This window comes from Proteiniphilum sp. (genome assembly GCF_040307845.1).
Taxonomy (GTDB): domain Bacteria; phylum Bacteroidota; class Bacteroidia; order Bacteroidales; family Dysgonomonadaceae; genus Proteiniphilum.
In genome coordinates, this window is sequence record NZ_JAWRIS010000058.1 from 218,392 (window position 1) to 238,619 (window position 20,228).

At 42.7% G+C, this 20,228-nt stretch carries 11 protein-coding genes; 6 read left to right on the forward strand and 5 right to left on the reverse strand.

The features are described from left to right. Positions 1–9: 9 nt before the first annotated feature. The 4 genes from ABV001_RS13915 to ABV001_RS13930 all read right to left on the reverse strand — a co-directional run bounded on the left by ABV001_RS13915 (position 10) and on the right by ABV001_RS13930 (position 7,805). Positions 10–1,914 carry a RagB/SusD family nutrient uptake outer membrane protein gene (locus ABV001_RS13915; protein ID WP_352423367.1) on the reverse strand — a complete coding sequence of 635 codons (1,905 nt, stop codon included), beginning with the start codon at positions 1,912–1,914 and terminating at the stop codon, positions 10–12. A gap of 20 nt (positions 1,915–1,934) precedes the next feature. Next, positions 1,935–5,306, reverse strand: a complete 3,372-nt coding sequence (locus tag ABV001_RS13920; RefSeq protein ID WP_352423368.1) for a SusC/RagA family TonB-linked outer membrane protein — start codon at positions 5,304–5,306, stop codon at positions 1,935–1,937. Between the two features lie 120 nt (positions 5,307–5,426). Continuing rightward, positions 5,427–6,707 carry a bile acid:sodium symporter family protein gene (locus tag ABV001_RS13925; protein WP_352423369.1) on the reverse strand — a complete coding sequence of 427 codons (1,281 nt, stop codon included), beginning with the start codon at positions 6,705–6,707 and terminating at the stop codon, positions 5,427–5,429. A gap of 90 nt (positions 6,708–6,797) precedes the next feature. Further along, on the reverse strand, positions 6,798–7,805 hold the full coding sequence (locus ABV001_RS13930) for a LacI family DNA-binding transcriptional regulator (RefSeq protein ID WP_352423370.1): 1,008 nt from the start codon (positions 7,803–7,805) through the stop codon (positions 6,798–6,800). 566 nt (positions 7,806–8,371) lie between these two features. Here ABV001_RS13930 and ABV001_RS13935 point away from each other — a divergent pair. The 6 genes from ABV001_RS13935 (at position 8,372) to ABV001_RS13960 (ending at position 17,831) form a co-directional block, all read left to right on the forward strand. Beyond that, the gene (locus ABV001_RS13935) at positions 8,372–10,102 is read left to right on the forward strand and encodes a DEAD/DEAH box helicase (protein WP_352423371.1); all 1,731 of its coding nucleotides are present in this window, start codon (positions 8,372–8,374) and stop codon (positions 10,100–10,102) included. 197 nt (positions 10,103–10,299) lie between these two features. Then, positions 10,300–13,008 (forward strand): TonB-dependent receptor, encoded by a 2,709-nt coding sequence (locus ABV001_RS13940; RefSeq protein WP_352423372.1) that lies wholly within the window; start codon positions 10,300–10,302, stop codon positions 13,006–13,008. Positions 13,009–13,055: 47 nt separating this feature from the next. Next, complete coding sequence (locus tag ABV001_RS13945; RefSeq protein WP_352423373.1) at positions 13,056–14,207, forward strand: beta-helix domain-containing protein; 1,152 nt, start codon at positions 13,056–13,058, stop codon at positions 14,205–14,207. Positions 14,208–14,335: 128 nt separating this feature from the next. Further along, positions 14,336–14,821 carry a toxin-antitoxin system YwqK family antitoxin gene (locus ABV001_RS13950; protein ID WP_323425621.1) on the forward strand — a complete coding sequence of 162 codons (486 nt, stop codon included), beginning with the start codon at positions 14,336–14,338 and terminating at the stop codon, positions 14,819–14,821. 264 nt (positions 14,822–15,085) lie between these two features. Next, the gene (locus ABV001_RS13955; RefSeq protein ID WP_352423374.1) at positions 15,086–15,424 is read left to right on the forward strand and encodes a carboxypeptidase-like regulatory domain-containing protein; all 339 of its coding nucleotides are present in this window, start codon (positions 15,086–15,088) and stop codon (positions 15,422–15,424) included. Positions 15,425–15,560: 136 nt separating this feature from the next. After that, entirely contained in the window at positions 15,561–17,831 is a 2,271-nt protein-coding gene (locus tag ABV001_RS13960; RefSeq protein WP_352423375.1) for an inorganic phosphate transporter, read from the forward strand. Here the strand turns inward: ABV001_RS13960 and glmS are convergent. Further along, positions 17,814–19,655 carry a glutamine--fructose-6-phosphate transaminase (isomerizing) gene (gene glmS, locus ABV001_RS13965; protein ID WP_352423376.1) on the reverse strand — a complete coding sequence of 614 codons (1,842 nt, stop codon included), beginning with the start codon at positions 19,653–19,655 and terminating at the stop codon, positions 17,814–17,816. The two genes, ABV001_RS13960 and glmS, sit on opposite strands and share 18 nt — an antisense overlap. Between the last annotated feature and the right edge of the window lie 573 nt (positions 19,656–20,228).

The following is a 20,228-nucleotide window of genomic DNA, read 5'->3' on the forward strand; positions in this document are numbered from 1 at the left end:
CAATAAACTTTAATAATGCCATCCCGGTGTAAGCTGTAGGTTAGGGTTCATCTCAACTTCGGCTCTGGGAACCGGCCATGTATAATAGTGATCGCCAATCCATTGGAAAACTATATTGGTGGTGTTAGGTCCTCCCCACACAGTATATGTGCCTCCCTGATCGAACTTTGTCTCTTTGAGTGTTCTCCAACGTAATTCGTCGAAGTAGTTGATTCCTTCGGTCATCAGTTCACGTCGGCGTTCATCGCGTACATAATTACGGGCTATTGTTTGATTGGCAAATGATGATGCCATTGTAGGAATTCCGATGCGGTCTCTTATCTGTTTCACCTTTGCCATGGCTCCAGGCAGATCGTTTAATTCTACCAGAGCTTCTGCCCACATCAACAATATGTCAGCATAACGTATAAGTGGCTCATCTACGGGATTGTGATCCATTTGTTCATATTCAATTCCCTCACCAACAAACTTGCGGGCCAAATAACAGAAATCAGAAATAGCGTTGGCGCATCCTGAAGAATAATAATTTGCAGGTAATAACGGATTTAAGTTGCGGTCACTAGTTGGCTCATCATTATGATTTCTGTTATATACGGGAAAACGATATGTATACCAACACGTAGTTATAGTATTTCTTAGTCGCCCTAGAAAATCAGAATAGGGCGTGATGACATTATATGCCAAACGAGGATCCCGATTGGCAAAAGCTGCCTTTATGCGGGCTTCATTACCTTCTTTCAGATACAGCGCCTGAACTGCGGAAGGCAATGAATTTAGCTCTCGATTAATAACATTGGTAATTTGAGGATGAATTTCCATCCCATTCAGCTTGGTATCACGAATGAAAAAAACTTTTCGCTGTGCCGGATCGGTTATAGACTCCCATTCCGGAATATAGTCGCTCCAGGTGAATGGTTTAACTGTATTAGCATCTACAATCGTCTCATATAGCTCCGCCATATTCTTTGAAACCCGAAAATCAGTATTGGGAACGAGGCTCCCTGCTTTGGCTCCTTGTTGATAGGCTGCTAAATATTTTTGGAACTTGCTTCCAAAACCCGTCGGTGTTTCAATATACTGTACACTGAATATCATTTCTTCACAACGTTCCTGCGCCACTTTAAACAACTGTTTGTAATCAGAAGGCTGATTGGTTGGATTATATAGCTTATATCCACAATCGCCCACTTTTGCAAAATCAAGGATCGCTTTGTTATATTCTTTTGCGAGCAGGTAGACGCGTCCTCTGAAAGCGTATGCTGCCCCCTTGCTGATGCGTCCTGTAGCCGGAATATAGTTGTCAGGCAAAGCAGGTTCATTGATGGCATCAGTAAGATCTTTAATAATCACGTTAGCCCATACTTCGGCTTCGGGTGTTTGTCCTCGGTTTGCATCAGTGGGTGATATCGGTTCCAGATATACCGGTACACCCAATCCGTCGCTGCCATACAATTCGTTCAGGCGCATATAGAAAAACGCCCGCAGAACTTTACTTTCGGCAATCAATCGGGCTTTTTTCTGTGCGTTCATGTCGATATCCGGAATATAAGCAATGGCATTATTTGCCCGATGGATTCCGGTATAACACCATTTCCAAATACGTGCAAACATGTCGATGTTTGGACTGGCAGAGGCTTGAAACATAGAACTACTCCCTCGTGCATCCATGGTCATACCGTATAAATCAAAAGCATAATGACCCAGATTAACTGATTCGCTTGCAATCTCACTACTTGATAAAGGATCCTTCAATGCACTATAAATACCAGCAACACCCTGGTCCGCATGCTCCTCAGTCTTCCACATGTTACCGCTGGTAAGACTATTGTGAGGATTTTGATCTAATAAACTTGTACATGCCGCTATATGAATCAGCATAACAGCAATTATAGTTAAAAATATTAGCCTTTTCATTGTATATATATTTAAAAAAATTAAAAAGTAATGGTTACACCTCCAGAAAAGATCTTTGCCATAGGATACAGATTAACATTGCTGCCAAATTCAGGGTCTACACCCGGGTAATCTTTATGCCGGATGGTCAGCATGTTTTCGCCTGAAATAAAAACGCGCAAATTTCTGATATTTAATTCATTTAACCATTTATTTGGCAACGAATAACCTACCTGCATTGTTTTTAATTTCAGATAAGAAGAATTATACAAATAGAAAGAACTGACTGGCATTGCCGCACCTATATTAAACCGAGGGAATTTAGCAGTGAAATTTGCATTGGGATCTAGTGCCGGATCGTAATCGTTCACCCCCCCATTGGTTGCCGCGGCAACTGCGTCGTATGTGTAATAGTCGTTCACATAGCGGGCCGGAACTTGACGAATAGCCAGATTTGAACTGTTAACGCCGCGTTCAAGTATGTAGTGATAAGAACCCAGACGACACGACCAGGTCATGCTCAAGTCGATTCCGTTCCATTGGGCGGACAGGGTTGCGCCAAATATCCACTTTGGGAAAGGTGTTTTTCCCGTAAAAACAATGTCGTCATTGTTACCGTACCGTCCATCGCCATTAACATCAGCCATCAATACTTCGCCATACCAGTAATTGGTAGCTCCTGTAGGGCTTAAAGCCTGATTGTTGAAAGAATATCCAGCAGCTATCATGCTTCTTGCCCAATCCAAGTCTGCTTTGGTGCGGATCATGCCATCTTTTGGCCCACCGTCAGGATCCACGGAGCCATCTGCTTTTGTATAGGTACCAGTTCCCTGATACGGTCGACGCAGGTAATATTCATTGTACGGATGTCCTTCTACAATGCGATTATTGCCGCCAGTAGATACAGCTGCAAGATTGGTATAACGCCATGTAGGATTTCCCCATACATCAAGGACGTTTGGATCGGCCTCGTATTTTAGTTCTCCATAATATTTGGTTATTTCGTTGGCGGCATAGCCAGCGTTAATATCGATGGAGTATTGCATTTTTTTAATTGTATCTTTCCATCCAATACTGATGTCAAAACCCTTATTGGTCAATTCGGCCGCATTGGTTTGAGGCAGGCTAATATTACCCACTGACAGATATACAGAAGGGTTTATCAGCATGTCAGTAGTCTTTTTAATAAAATAATCTACTTCCAGTGATAGTCGTCTTTTGAGGAAGCTTGACTCAAAACCGATATTGGTGGTAGTTGTCTTTTCCCATGACATCTGAAAGTTTGGCAACTGTGTCGCCGCGATAGCAGCTGTCACAGCCTGATCAAGTACTACGTCTTTCTTCCCGTAAATAGACTGCCAGCTATAAAATCCGCTAACCTGATTACCCAATTCGCCATGGGACGCTTTCAACTTCAAATCGTTCACATATTTCTTGATCGGCTCGAAAAATGGTTCTTCTGATATACGCCATCCTCCGGAGAATGCTGTAAAGGTACCCCAACGATGACCGGGCGCAAAGCGGGATGATCCGTCGACACGGATATTGGCTTCAAATAAATATCTGTTTTTGTATGCATAATTTAGCCGACCAAAGTATGACAGTATTGCTAATTCAGTTTTGGCAGAGCCTCCCATTGACACCATTTCGGTTGCACTTTGAAAATCTGTAACCTCAAAATCCATCAAACCTCTTTTTGTGGCACTAAAGGCTGTATTTTTCCAATAGTATTGTTCGTAGCCGGCAAAAGTATTGACCTTATGATCCTTAAAAACACCTTCATACCGTAATATCAGATCGGCTGTATAATTGGACAAAACGCCGGAATAACGACTCGAAGGCGACGTTGCAAGCTGTGATGTATATTGCGGATAATCCGGTCCTTCGCGAAAGCTGTATCGGGGAATATTCTTTGTATAAGATTCCTCTTCGTCGTGATGTTCGCTGTAATTAAACCGGGCCTCAGCAGATATTCCATTCCAAATATCCGCTTCAGCAAACCATGTGGAACTGATGCGGGTATTTTCCAGTTTTCCACCTTTTTGTGCAATCGCTCGCAGGTGATTACCATTCCCCCAACTTACACGGTTGTCCTCAATATGGCCATACATACCATTGTATTTCGGATATATCATCGGGGAAATGTTATATGAGACATTACTATTCCAATCTAAACTCCCCGGATCCTTAAAATCCTTTGATGCATGCGTTTGAGTTCCTATCGTAAGGAAGTTGGCAATTTTAGACTCTAGATTTACACGAACATTAAAGCGCTTTTGTCCGGTATTTTCTATTGTACCGGGGTTATCCTGATATCCTATCGACAGCATATGACTAATATTATCGCTTCTTCCCGAAACGGAAGCATTATAACGATGATACATCGTGGGCTGGAAGAGTACGGAATACCAATCGGTATTCGGGTACGCCAACCAGTTAGGAATTGTGTTTCCTGTAACGGGATGTGTGTACATTCCGTTGGGGTTTCTATTTGCTGCTTCCCACTCGTCAATCATATCTTGGGAGAAGATTGGAATATATGTTAATGGAGAAGAGTTACGATACGCCGTGTTAATAATATTCATGAGTGTAGGTACGTCCGATAAAAACGCTTTTTCCGTTTTCGCCGATTGTTGGGCATACATGGCCGAAACAGTAACCGTTGGCTTTTTCCCTTTTCCCTTTTTGGTGGTAATTAGTATCACCCCGTTTGCCGCCCGCGATCCGTAAATAGCCGCAGAAGCTGCGTCTTTAAGGATACTAATATTTTCCACATCTTCGGAATTAATAGCTGCCATACTACCCTGATCAACTTGTACACCATCTACTATAAACATTGGACTTCCGCCATTGATGGAACCCAATCCGCGAATCCTGATCGCCACATTCTCATCACCCGGATTACCAGAATTCTGAGTAACGTTTAGACCTGGAGCCAAACCCACTAAAGAAGTCTGAAAGTTTGGTGTGGCACGATTCTCTAATTGTTCAGAACTGATGGTAGATACCGATCCTGTCAAATTCACTTTTTTCTGTTCGCTATAACCAACGACCACCACTTCTTCTATTTCGCTGGTGTATTCACTAAGTCTGACATTTATAGATCGTTGATTGCCGACTAAAAACTCTCGACTGGCATAGCCCACAAACGAAAAAACCAACACGGCATTGTTTCCCGGAACTTTGATAGAATACCTGCCACTAGCATCGGTAGCTACACCAGTAGTGGTTCCTTTGACGATTACATTCACGCCAGGTAATGCTTCTCCGAATTCGTCGGTGACGGTACCGGTTATAGTAATCTCCTGGATAACATTATCCTGGTCCTGGTACTCAATTTCAGTGTGGAAATAGTTCACTGTAGCAATGGCCTGAAGCGGTCCTAGTGTCATAAAGAAAAATAAATACTTCATAACGCTCAAACATTTTTTTAACCTTTTTCGGCATCCCCTTAAAGTCTTTTTCTTTTTCATGTTTTAAATCGTTTAAATGAATTGTTTTTGTTTTTAAATGGTTATTAAAATTGAAATATGTCAATCTATCGGCCTCCTTTTAAATATATTCACCAAAGCCGACCCAGTCAGATTCTGCAAGGGTCCGAAAATAGCAGAAGCCAATCCTACTGTTGCTATTTTCCCTATTTCCAATGCAAGTCCGGTAGCTACGCCTCCGTTCTGCATACCAACTTCAAAAGCAATTGTACGGCGATCGGGAATCGGCAATCGGAAAAGGGTTGCGGTCGAATACCCGATAGTATAACCTATTACATTATGGAGCAAACAACTCAGCACCAACAGCCAACCGACCTGTATAAAGTTGTCTCGTCCGGCAGAGGTAATGACTACCGTATTGATGACGATACCCATCATGGCGATAAAGCCCAATGCATTACTGATGTGCTGTTTAGTTATTTTTCTAATATTCCTTAATATCAACGTGATTACCATCGGAAGCAAATAAAACCAGAACATAATATTCCCAAAGGTTTTCAGTGAAGTTTCAACCGGGTTTTTCATTGAAAAATGCAGAACGATGATCGTAATTATAATGATGAGGGCAAAAGCCGAGAGTTGTACTTTCATTGCTTTTGGCGTTGCATTCCGGTGATAGAACATATTGAAAATAAAACCGGCTATGATGGGAAAAATAATCATATTAATAATTTCCATCATCATTTTAAGCACGTTGATTTCGACATATGCTCCACCTAACCATTGCATTAGTAAAGGTGTAAGAAATGGCGCCAACATGGTACCTATGGCGCCGACAGTTACCGATAAGGCTAAATTGGCTTTTGCCAAAAACGACATGACATTGGACGCCATCGCGCTCGGAACGCAACCTATCAATACTACTCCCGCGGCAATTTCAGGCGGAAAATGGAATGTCTTTGAGAGTGTATAACCGATTAGGGGCATGACGGTAAAATGACAAATCAGCCCAATAAGCACTCCTTTTGGCATTTTCACAACACCTTTGAAGTCGTCAAAGCTCATTTGTGCCCCCATTCCCAACATGGTTATCTGCGTAAAAGGTATTATGACCCGTTTTAGCTCAAAATCACCCCATGTGATGAAATGACTTGGAAAGCACATCCCCAACGTAATGGCTACTAATATCCATACAGTATAGGCAAATCCTTTCAGTCTTTCAAACCCGTTGAATGAAATTGCGATACATACTAATCCTATTACGGCAATCAACGCGGCAGAAAACGGCAGCTGAAATGAATAAATGAGAATTGCAAAAAACAAATTTACAATTCCTAAATATAATAATACCTTAAAGATGTTCTTTACGATGTTTGTTGACATTAATTTTATTATTTACTTTTTTATATATTAATAAATATCTTATAATCAACATGTTTTTTTGAAAAAACGTTTTTTCAAACTGGTAAAAATTTAAACACTTCTACGTTCTTCTATTCCTAACATGGGGAGTGTTTTCTTTTCTACATTCGTAGCGCCCTCAATCCATTTTATCAGCGTATCGACACTTTCCAAACCTAAATTTTCCATCGGCTGTCTTAATGCCGTAATACCCGGGCTTATCAATTTATAAAAATCATTATCATGAAAAACAATAACTGACACGTCTTCTGGTATCTTGTAACCGTTAAGTAGCAAAAACTCCAAAGCAGGCAAGGCGGTCTGATTCGTCTGGAAGAAGAATGCATCCGCTTTTTGATTTTCCATCAAATCTTTCACATACTCTTTTATCATCAAACTCTCGTCTTTCATAAAAGGAATGACGGGTGCCAACCTTTTATCAAACCTGATCTGATGTTCTTTCAACGCAGCCCTGTACCCTTCAAAACGATCCAGCATATGAAGCAAATCCGTATTGTAAGAAAAAGTAGCTATCCGTTTGCGTCCTTTCGACAAAAGATATTTGGTCGCACGGTAGGCAGAACCATAATTATCCATCACAACATAATTGACATTCATCCTCTTGAAATAACGGTCTACCAATACAAACGGAATTTTTCGTCTCGAAAGCTGCTGGATTGTCTCTTTTACCCCACTTGTAGGTGCTATAATTAAACCATCAACCTGATAGTTTACAAAAGTTTCTATCGCCTGCTTACATTTCAAATCGTCTTCTTCCGAACCGGCAAAAAATACCCTGTAACCATGTTTTGCAGCCTCCATTTCTACAACACTCGCCAGTTTGACAAAGAAAGGATTGGCTACGTCCGATAGAACAAATCCGATGGTATTTGTATAGCCCTTTCTGAGTCCGCTTGCCAACATATTCGGCTTGTAATTAAGTGCAATCTGAGCCTCTTTTACCCGGTTAATCGTCTCCTGGGTAATTCGGGATTTATTGGCTTTCCCACTAAGAGCTACAGATACAGTCGAAATTGACAGGCCTGTATATTGTGCAATATCTTTAATCGTCGTAGCCATCAATCATAATAATTTTACACTGCAAATATAAAACAACAAAATACACTTTTTATAATTATTTTATATGTTATAAAACATATTTTTATTTATATATTTGTTTATCAATTAATTAATGTAAAAAAACGTTTTTTCTATTTCGATTGATAAATAATGAATATCCATATGATTTAACAAATTCTATTTTTAGGGCACGGATGATGCTAAGCGAACGGATAAACAGGGATTTGATATGTCTTGACAATGCGAATGAGTGTCTACAAACTTGAGGAATTGTAAACGTTTTGAATTTATTGACAGGCACTATTCGGTAAGCTTAGATATTCTATTTTTTCACAATAGCATAATATAACAACATCCAATCCTTTACTTATAGAAAATATTCAATTTATTTTCATACCTTTGCATCCGATTTTAATAACAGGATAATTTTTAACCGGCTTTTTCGGAGTTTCCGGTTGCCGTCCTCAAAAAGTCACAGGTTGTCATTGAATTCTCTCTCTTCTTTCTTGTCGCGGTAATGGGGTAAAGAGAAGCATCGATACCCATCACGCTAAAATATTTATAAAATGAACACATTTGAAGAATTGGGAGTCATTCCGGAGATCCGCCGGGCTATCGAGGAATTGGGATTTGAAAATCCCATGCCGGTACAGGCAGAAGTAATCCCGCAATTACTCTCCGAGACGAGAGACATTATCGCCCTGGCACAGACCGGTACGGGCAAGACAGCTGCATTCGGCATTCCTGTCATCCAGAAAACAGATCTTTCATTATTATCTCCACAGACGGTCATCCTTTGCCCTACAAGGGAATTATGCCTTCAGATAGCAGGTGACCTTACTGACTTCTCCACTTATATAGAAGACCTGAAAATTCTTCCTGTATATGGAGGATCGAGTATAGAAAGCCAGATACGGACTTTGAAAAGAGGAGTGCACATCATCGTGGCTACCCCGGGGCGGCTTATCGACCTGATCAACCGTAAAACGGTTTCGTTGAAACATGTGCATACCATTGTACTGGATGAAGCGGACGAGATGCTGAACATGGGTTTTTCGGAAAGCATTGATGAGATCCTTTCCAGTGTGCCCGAAAACCGCTCCATGCTGTTATTCTCGGCTACCATGCCAAAAGAGATCGAGAAAATCACCCGTAAGTATATGAGTGATCCGGTGGAGATCACTATCGGCAGGAAAAACGAAGGGGCACAGAATGTGCGGCATCTCTATTATATGGTACATGCCAAAGATAAGTACCTCGCACTGAAAAGGATCGTGGATTATTATCCCAATATATACGGTATTGTATTTTGCCGTACCAGAAAAGAAACACAGGAGATTGCCGACAAACTTATGCAGGACGGCTATGACGCCGACTCGTTGCATGGCGACCTGTCGCAGGCGCAGCGCGATTATGTGATGAGTAAGTACAGGAACCATAATCTCCAGATATTGGTGGCTACCGACGTGGCCGCCCGGGGATTGGATGTGGATGATGTAAGCCATATCATTAACTTCGGGTTGCCCGATGATTATGAAGTATACACCCATCGTAGCGGCAGGACAGGCCGCGCCGGAAAGACAGGTACCTCTATCTCCATCATCCATATAAAGGAAAAAGGGAAGATCGCGCAGATCGAGAAGTTGATCAACAAGCAATTTGAGAAACGTTCTGTTCCTAAAGGTGACCTGATCTGTGAAAAACAACTATTCAATTTCGTGGACAAGATTGAGAAGGTAAAAGTCAACGAAGAAGAGATAGACCGGTTATTGCCCTCTATTTTCCGTAAGTTGGAATGGCTAGAAAAAGAAGATATCATCAAAAGGGTGGTATCGCTTGAATTCAATCGTCTGATTGAATATTACCGCCAGGCGGAGGAGATCTACGAACCGGAAGAGAGATCATCGAAGGGCAGGAGAGAGGATGCATGGCCGGATAAGAAAGGAAAGCGCGAGAAAGGTGGAGTAGTGCAGCCGGAAAAAGGATATGCCCGCCTGTTTATCAATATCGGGAAGATGGACGGGGTAAATCCGGCTACCTTGATGGGTTTTATCAATGAACATGTAAAAGGGAAAGTGCCGGTAGGCAGGATTGACCTGATGAAGAATTTTTCTTTTTTTGAAATACCGGAAGAACTTGCCCCGAAAGTAGTGAAATCATTCAAGGGGATGTATATCGAAGACAGGAGACTGGTTGTTGAAATTTCCCGCGATGAAAATAAACCGCAGAAGGAAAAGAAACAATTCTATGAATCTTTCAATGGAAAGAAGAAGAAAAAAAATAAACAGAAAAGGTAAACAGGCTAATGAAGCTTTTTATACAAGGGGTATTTCACAATGTGATTTACCCCTTTTTTAGTGTGCCGTCAGGTGACTGATTTAGTTGCGTTACCACACTATCCTTGAAATCTTAATAACAACGTAACCAAACCGTAATCGATCTGTAACATTTATAAATGACCTTTGTCCCGAAAATCTAACGTAAAGAGAAATTTGTGAGACATAGATGTATTTTGTCAATATTGTCCGGTTTATTATTTTTTCTTGTCTTTCCGGCATACAGTTATAGCCAGACAGGCACTATCAAAGGAAAAATAGAGGACGCCCAGACCAATGAACCCTTGATCGGTGCATCGGTGCTGATTGAAGGAACCAATCATGGCGCCGCTGCCGATTTAGACGGGAATTATATTATCCGGAATGTGGAAACGGGCAGTTACACGCTTATTGCGTCGTATGTTGCTTATCAAAGTAAGACAAAAACCGGGGTTGTAGTTGGAACGAACAATGAAATCACCATCGATTTTTTGTTGAATCCAGATGATATCAGCCTGCAGGAAGTGGAAGTGGTTGCACGGGCAAACCGTGAGAGTGAGAATATCCTGTTGATGGAGCAACGTCAGGCTCTGGTCGCCACGCAGGCGGTCGGTGCACGTGAACTGTCGAGAAAAGGGATCGGTGACGCGCAGGCGGCGGTCGCCCAGATTTCCGGTATTTCCCGTCAGGAAGGGGTGAAAAATGTATTTGTCCGCGGATTGGGAGACCGGTACAATGTGACCTTGCTCAATGGTTTTGCCATTCCTTCGGAAGATCCCCAGTACAAGAACATAGCACTTGAGTTCTTCGGAACCGATATAATTCAAAACATAAGTGTAAGCAAGGCATTCAGTAGCAGCGATTACTCCGATGTGGGGGGTGCGAGTATCAATATTATTTCGAAAGAACTTGTGGGAGATCGTGCGTTGTCGGTTGATTTTTCCGGAGGAGTAAATACAGCCGCAGCAGGAACTGATTTTTTACGTCAGGACGGTTCCGGTTATTTTGGGTTTGCCAATAATAGTCGTCCCTCAGATAACCAGTATAATTTTCCTAACAGCCTCAATCCGAAGGAGATTTCTATGCCGTTGAACCATAGTTACGGCATCTCCGGCGGGAAATCGTTCCGGCTGGGTGAAAATAACAATCCTTTCTCGTTTTTTGTGGTGGCTTCACACAGTACCGATTATTCCTATACCGAAGAGATTGTCCGCAACACCACAACGGACGGAACTATCTGGCAGGACCAGACAGGTGATAAATTTTTGCAGAACACCAACCAGCTTGTTCTCGCGAATGCACTTTTGGGCCTCAACCGCAAACACAATCTACAATATAATTTCATGCTGGTTCATGCCAATGACCAATATGTGGGTGAATACAGCGGATACAATTCGGAACGTCATCAGGGAAGCCCTACCTATATGGGCTTCTCAAGAAGACAACAGACCAATGACAACCTGTTGGTTGTAAATCAACTATTGTCTGACTGGGCACTGACGGGTTCGCTCAAACTTGATGTGGGTGTTTCTTACAACACCATAAAAGGATTGGAACCTGACCGGAGAGAAAATTATTTCTCTTTAAAGGAGGATAATTTGTATGACCTGACCAGAAGCAACAGGAACAAGCGTTTCTTTTCCGATCTGAAGAACAATGACGTGAATACAAGGGCTACGCTTACTCTCAAATTGAAAAACCACTTCGGGACAGATAACTCACATCTGAAGATCGGTTATAACGGGCGTTTTGTAGATGACAAGTTTAAGGCGATCGAGTATAATTTCAGTCCGTTGGGGATGCCTTCTTTATCCCTTGAAAATCTGGATATGGATGAGTTGTTCAGGCAAAACCTGGCTAACGGACTGTTGACTATGGCTGTGGGTGACCCGAATTCATATCATGTGACGAAACAGATCCATTCCGGTTTTGCCGAAGCATCTTATTCTTTGTCAAGAGTGCTTACGGGTAACATAGGTTTTCGTATGGACAGGGTGGATTTAACCATAGAGCATCATGTTACCCATGTTGCTCCCGGTAAAGAGGCCATCAGGAAGAATTATTTCCTGCCAAGCCTCAATTTAAAATATGACCTGAACGACAAAAACAGTGTACGTTTCGGTGCAAGCAAAACATACACCCTGCCGCAATCGAAGGAGATTTCTCCCTACCAGTATGTGAATATCTCGTTTACAGACCAGGGTAATCCCGACCTGAAACCTTCGGACAATTATAATATCGACCTGAAATGGGACTATTATATGAGTCCCGGCGAACTGTTGTCCGTCACCGGTTTTTTTAAATATATCGTCGATCCGATCGGACGTGTGGACCAGGGAAATTCTGCCGGGCTGCTGACCTATGACAATATCAGCGACCATGCTTTGGTGGGAGGTGTGGAACTGGAACTACGGAAAAATATCTTCAGCCGGTTCAATACGGAACGGGAACAAATGAACAGGCTCTCTGCCGGGTTGAATGCTTCTTATATCTACACCAACCTCCGGTTGGATGTACTCAATACAAATCCCCGGGATACCGAATTGGAAGGTGCCTCGCCCTTCCTTGCGAATTTTGATCTTTCTTATAATTACGCGAAAAGAGAGAAGAGTTTCGTGGCCTCCCTTATTTTCAATTATTTCAGTGACCGGATCCACACCATCGGAGCGAGAGGGTTCAATGATATTATTGAAGAGGGAGTTCCCACACTCGATTTTGCCTCGTCCTACAATTTTAATACACACTTTTCCTTGAAAATCGGGGCCGCCAATCTCTTGAATGCCTCTTACAGGTTATCGAGGGAGAGCAGTACTGCGAACGAAAAAGTGGTGCTCAATGAATTCAGGAAGAGCCGGAATATCAGTTTAGGAGTGAGTTATCAATTTTAATTGCAATATACTTTACAACATTATTTATTTACTAATTGATCAACAAGATGAAAAAGATTTTTTTTAGTTTTATGTTATTTGCCGCGATGTTGACGCCCGCTGTGTTGACTTCCTGCGATGATGATGACAATGACAATGGAACCGATCCGGGGGATGATAATAAATTGTCCGGATCAATTCAGGATACAAGAACACTCGATGCTTCTGTAAATTACCTCTTGACCGGTCCGCTGATCGTGGAAGACGGCGCTACTTTGAATATCCCTGCAGGAACGACTATTAAAGCCCAGAAAGGGTTTGGAAGTTATATACTGGTATTGCAGGGAGGCAAGATCAATGTAAACGGTACTGCCGAAAAGCCAGTGACGATGACTGCCGACATAGAGAATGCGGAGCAGGGGCACTGGGGTGGACTGATTATCAACGGAAGGGCGCCTCTCTCGGGTGGTGAGACCGGTAAGACGGAAATCAATAATGCTTATACCTATGGTGGAACCAATGCTGCCGATAATTCGGGGTCTATCGCTTATTTAGTGCTTGCCTACACTGGTGCCCGCTCAAGTGCCGATGTGGAACATAATGGACTTACACTCAACGGTGTGGGTAACGGCACCAAGATCGAAAATATTTACGTTCCCGATGGTGCCGATGACGGTATAGAATTTTTCGGCGGTTCCGTGAATGTAAAAAACCTGCTGGTGGTAAATTCTGATGACGATATGTTCGACGTGACGCAGGGTTATACCGGAACGCTGGAAAATGCCTATGGTATCTGGAAAACCGGATATGTCAGCTCAGAAGAAGATCCCCGCGGAGTAGAAGCCGACGGTAACCTGGACGGAAACAAGCCGGATCAGACAGGACAGTCTGATTTCACGATCAAAAATATGACCATCGACCTGCGTCTGGCTGCCAACACAGCCGAAGGATATTATATGCACGATGTGATCAAAGTGCGCCGTGGTGCAAAAGCAACCATCGAAAATGCTTTGGTAAAAGGCCCGGGACAAGCAAAAGACCTTGTGGATATGACGGATGGAAAAGGTGCGGGGGATGCTACTTCCGTGATCAATATCACCAACTCATTGACAACCACATTGAACGGCGTAGAGAAGAACGGAACAGCCAATATAACTGTGGGACCCGGTAATGCCGGTTGTGCTACTGATATCTTCTCCTGGACGGGATATCAGTTCTAAGGCAGAATATTATTTTATGAAGGGATAAAAAATACCTTGGTGAAAATCAAGGTGTTTTTTGTTATCTACACGCAGATTAAAGTATACCTTATTACCAAATGGATATAACATTACAAAAGAAAATTCGAATGAAAGTTAAAGTATTGCTGATATTGACCGGCCTGCTTATAATTGTAGGAGTGCTGGCGCAGAAACGACAGGATATGCCGCAATTGTACCAGTCGGATGGTATCTACTATCGCGACAGGGCACAGACAGAACTCTATACGGGCGATTACAGGGAGTATTATGACAACAATACGATCAAGCTGGAAATGCAGATAAAAAACGGCCTGCCGGAAGGCTCTTATATCATCTATTTCGAAAACCGGAAACCCAAAGAGGTGCGCTCCTATAAAGACGGGAAGCTACATGGTCTGTGGAGAAATTATGATATATCGGGGCAACTGATTTCTGAAGCTGAGTACAAGAATGGCCAAAAGCACGGTACCTGGCGGATCTGGGATGAACTGGGAAACCAGCGGTATGAAATGAATTATTACAACGGCCAAAAAACCGGTATCTGGAAAATGTGGAATGAGGAGGGCGAGTTGTTGGACGAAAAAAGATACTGAACGTTTTCGTTAAGCAAGAGCAGAACAAATTTATTTGTTTTGCCGAGCGCAGAAAACGCCTAATGCAATTGAACGTTTTCGTTAAGCCAAATGAACAGAGTCAAGCTTGCTTGAGCTATGTCATGGCGAGAAAACGCCTAATGCAATTGAACATTTTATCGTAACAAAAACTTAACGGCATCTTAATCAAATCGTAACGGTTTATTTGTGGTTACTCCCTACTTTTGTATGGGTTTAGATTAAGTATACAAAATAATTTCCATTATGAGAACTCTGATAATGTTTGCTTGTGCTTTATTGATTTCGGTGTCTGCTTTTGCTTCCACCGACAGGAAAAGCGAGAATAAAAATAAAGAGACCACATTGGTCTTACAACTTACCGGCTCAGTAGTAGACGATAAGAACAAGGAAACGCTTGCCGGTGCTGCTATTATCGTGGACGGAAAGAAATATTATTCCGATCTTGACGGGCAATTTACCATCACTGATGTAAATCCCGGTAAACACGAAGTAAAGGTTGAATTGATTTCTTACGAACCTTATGTAATTGAAATCGATCTTACGAAAAACCAAAAATTGAATGTCAGCCTGCTGCAAAAATAAGCAATAGGCATCAAAGATCGAAGAGAAATTTATTTGCCCCGGATCGTATTTCAAATCTTAACAATATTGTAACCGGGATGTAACCGTTTTGTAACATTTATAGGAGACCTTTGTGCCGAATTTTTTTTAGCATAAGATGGATCCTATTTACCTGATTATTGTAATTATCCTGTTAGGCCTGGCGGCATTAGACCTTGTTGTGGGAGTAGCAAACGATGCGGTAAACTTTCTCAATTCCAGTATCGGATCAAAAGTAGCCCCCCTTTGGGTAATCCTTACCGTAGCCTCTGTTGGAGTGATGATCGGTACGATGTTTTCCAGCGGGATGATGGAGATTGCCCGGAGCGGCGTTTTCTATCCGGAGAAATTCACATTCCCGGCCATTATGATGTTGTTCCTGGCGGTGATACTGACAGACATCATTCTCCTTGACCTCTTCAATACATTTGGATTACCTACCTCCACTACCGTCTCCCTGGTATTCGAGTTATTGGGTGCAGCGGTGGCAGTGGCCCTTTTTTCCGTTTGGACTTCCGGGTCGGCTGAGCATATCGGGGAATTTATTAATAGTGGAAAAGCGCTGGCTATCATAGGTGGTATATTCATTTCCATTGCTATTGCATTTCTGGCGGGTAGTATGATCATGTATATCTCCCGTTTGATATTTTCTTTCAATTACAACAAAACATTTAAGTACCTGGGGGCTGTCTGGGGTGGAATCGCTCTTACGGCAATTACGTATTTCGCCATTTTTAAGGGATTGAAGGGTAGTGTGCTGGTGAGCGCCGATATGCTTCACTATCTGGAACGCAACATGGCAATGGCTCTTCTGTATACTTTTGTCAGCTGGACGTTGTTCATGGGTATATTGCAACATCTTTTCCGGGTAAAGATATTAAAGGTGATCGTATTGACCGGAACAGCCGCACTGGCGATGGCCTTTGCAGGGAATGACCTGGTGAATTTTATCGGCGTGTTCATGGCCGGCTACGATTCATTCAATATAGCACAGGAAGTGGCTGCAACGGGCGGTGATATCAGCCAACTCCATATGGGGCGTTTATCAGAACCGGTGGTAGCCAATATCCGGTGGTTGCTGGGTGCAGGTGTAATTATGGTACTGGCGCTTTGGTTTTCCAAAAAATCCCGCTCCGTCACTGAAACGGAAGTGAATCTGGCCCGCAAAGGGGATGGAGTAGAGCGATTTTCCTCGTCACCTCTCTCCCGCAGTATGGTAAGGAGCAGCCTCAATCTCAGCAAATCTATCGACAAGATAATGCCGGTATCGGCAAAAGAATTTATTGACAGGCAATTTGAACCGGTAGAATTGGAAAATAGAGCTTCGTTCGACTTGATACGGGCATCCGTCAACCTTACCATTGCCGCCCTGCTGATCTCACTTGGAACCTCATTGAAATTGCCCTTGTCTACCACCTATGTGACTTTTATGGTGGCGATGGGTAGTTCGCTTGCCGACCGGGCCTGGGGACGTGAGAGTGCCGTGTACCGTATCAATGGTGTCCTTACGGTGGTGGCTGGATGGTTGCTTACCGCCCTCATAGCGTTTTCCGTTTCTATGCTTGTAGGGTTATTCCTGATGTGGGGTGGAAAGATCGCTATTGTCGTGATGGTATTGCTGGTCGGTTTTATCCTGTTTAAATCGGGAAGGTTACATTCCAGGCGGAAATCCAAAGAAGAGCAACATCAGCAAATCCTTTCCAGTGAACAGCAACTGGTCGCCTCCTGTGATAATGAAATCCACCTGATGCTGGATAAAACGCTCTTTATCTATAAAAGCGTCGTGGAAGGAATGAGAGATGAGGATAGGAAGGTTGTAAAGAAAGCGATGGGTGAGGCATATGAACTCTATGAGAAATTCAAGGATAAGCGGGATTATGAAGTGGTTCCCACGCTGGAGACCATACAAATGAATGCGTTGGAACTCGAACAGGAGTATGTGCAGTTAGTGGGTTTTTCCTATGAGATTACCAAATCGCTGAAAGCCATTACAGAGGCTGCTTTCCGGCATATCGACAATAATCACTCAGCCTTCTCAAGAGAACAGATCGAAGACCTGATCATTATCTATAAAATTCTTTCCGACGCATTTGCAGCATATAAAAAGATGGAAAAATCAGGTGACTACAGCCAGTTTGCCCTGATTGTAAATATGCGGGAGACAATCCTCGATTTGAATCCGAAATTGACCAAACGCCAGATAAAACGGGTAAAAGCGGGTGAGTCGACTACCCGTAGCAGTATTCTCTTCCTCAATCTAGTCAATGAATCGAAGATTATCACCCTGCAATCGAGTAATCTGATGAAATCGCACCGTAACTTCAAGGAACAGTATAACAAGTCGGTATCGGAACGGAATGCCGCCTCACTGCTACTCGACCGTTACTGATTTTGCCAGGTTACGGGGCTGATCCACATCGCATCCTTTCACCACTGCAATATGATAGGCGAGTAGCTGAAGGGGAATCACCGAAAGCAAGGGAGCCAGACAGGGTAACGTTTCGGGTACTTCAATCGTATGGGATGATAGGCCTTTTATTATTTCGTCGCCTTCAGTGACTATCGAAACGATCCTCCCTTTGCGGGCTTTTATTTCCTGTATATTGCTTAATACTTTTTCGTAAGTCTCTGATTGGGTTGCAATGGCTATTACCGGCATTTCATTGCTGATAAGCGCTATCGGGCCATGTTTCATCTCTGCCGCAGGATAACCCTCGGCATGTATATAGGAGATCTCTTTCAGTTTCAGGGCACCTTCCAGGGCGATCGGGAAATTATATCCCCTGCCCAGATAAATACAGTTGCTGGCATAGGTGAAAGTCTTCGCCAGTTCTGCGATCTGGTCGTTCTTCTTTAATACTTTACCTATCTTATCAGGTATCAGGCTTAATTCCCTGATCAGTTCCAGATACTTATCCTGTGAAATTGTCCCATTCTCCTTTCCGATAAGGATGGCCAGCATGGTAAGCACTGTGACCTGCGCCGTAAACGCTTTTGTGGAGGCTACACCGATTTCGGGACCCACATGGGTGTAACAACCCGAATGTGTATTCCGGGGTATGGAAGAACCGACAACGTTACAGATACCGAAGATAAATGCCCCATGCTGTTTGGCCAGCTCTACCGCCGCCAGTGTATCGGCAGTTTCACCCGACTGGGAGATGGTGATGACGATATCGTCTTTGTGGATGACCGGCTTCCGGTAACGGAATTCCGATGAATATTCGACCTCCACCGGGATGCGGGCATACTCTTCAATGGCATACATACCGATCTGCGCGGCATGCCAGGAAGTGCCGCAGGCTGTGATGATGATCCGCTTGGCATTCAGGAATTTTTCCTTGTTGTCGATAAAACCGGCCAGGGTGATATTATCCTTGTCCACATTCACCCTTCCACGCATACAATCACTCAATGAGTGAGGTTGCTCGAATATCTCCTTCAACATGAAATGGGGATAACCCCCTTTCTCAAGTTGACTCAACGTCATCTCAAGTTGCTGGATCTGCGGAGTCTTTTCAATGTTTCCTATTGTTTTGATCTTTAGTGGTTCGTTCCGTATGATAGTGACAATCTCTTCCTCACCGATATAAGTGACCTTATTGGTGTATTCGATAATGGGGGTCGCGTCGGAACCGATAAAATATTCATCTTCCCCTATTCCTACTACTAAAGGACTTCCTTTTCTGGCAGCAACGATCAGGTCGGGATTATGTTTGTCGAGAACGGCAATGGCATAGGCACCGACAACCTGTCCCAAGGCCAACTGTACGGCAGTAGGAAGATCCGTGCCGTTCGTTTTTTTCATATATTCTATCAACTGTACCAGTACTTCGGTATCGGTTTCGCTTTGGAATATATATCCCTCTTTCATCAACCCTTCTTTTAGCACGGCATAATTCTCAATAATCCCGTTGTGAATGATGGCAATCTCTTCCGATTGCGAATAATGAGGATGCGCGTTATTATGCGTCGGTTCGCCGTGGGTTGCCCACCGGGTATGTGCGATCCCAATTGTTCCTGTGATATCTTTTTGCCGGGCAAACTGCTCCAGTTCCTCCACTTTCCCTTTCGCCTTGTATACTTTGAGATGTTCATTGTCGATCAACGCAATCCCGGCGCTGTCATATCCACGGTACTCCAGCCGGCGGAGCCCTTTTATTAAAATGGGGTAAGCTTGCCTGTTACCTATATATCCAACTATTCCACACATATAATTCAATTTGAGGTTTGTGTTTATTATTTTGCGCGTATTGCTTGACAAAATATTCCGGTTGCCTTCATAATGGACGTGCAAAAGTGCATTAACTTTTTGAGATTTCAAAGAAAAAATGGGATTTAATATTTGATCCTATGTGTTAATGATATAAAATAACTAATATAACTATCATTTTAATGTTATATTAGATTATTATAGATCAAAATGTTTGTAAAAATGTAAATGATCTATCTTTAAAATTTTGCGTTATATTATTTTGCATGGGATAGAGGAGATCGTATCTTTGTGATATCACAAAGATCTATTTCAAGAAATATGGCAAGAAGGAAACTTTCTCAGACACAAATTGCATTTATCATAATCCTTTGGATTGTATTGGTTGTATATATCCTTTTATATGCAGTAATAACCCCGTTTACCATTATCTCTCTTCTCATGTCGGGAGCAATAGTTTTTATCCCTATTTACAGAAATCTAAAAAAATAGTTCTTTTAGTAACATATTTAATAAAAAAGTATGGAATATTTTTGTTTTAGAAATTTATTCCTACCTTTGCATTTCAAAGTG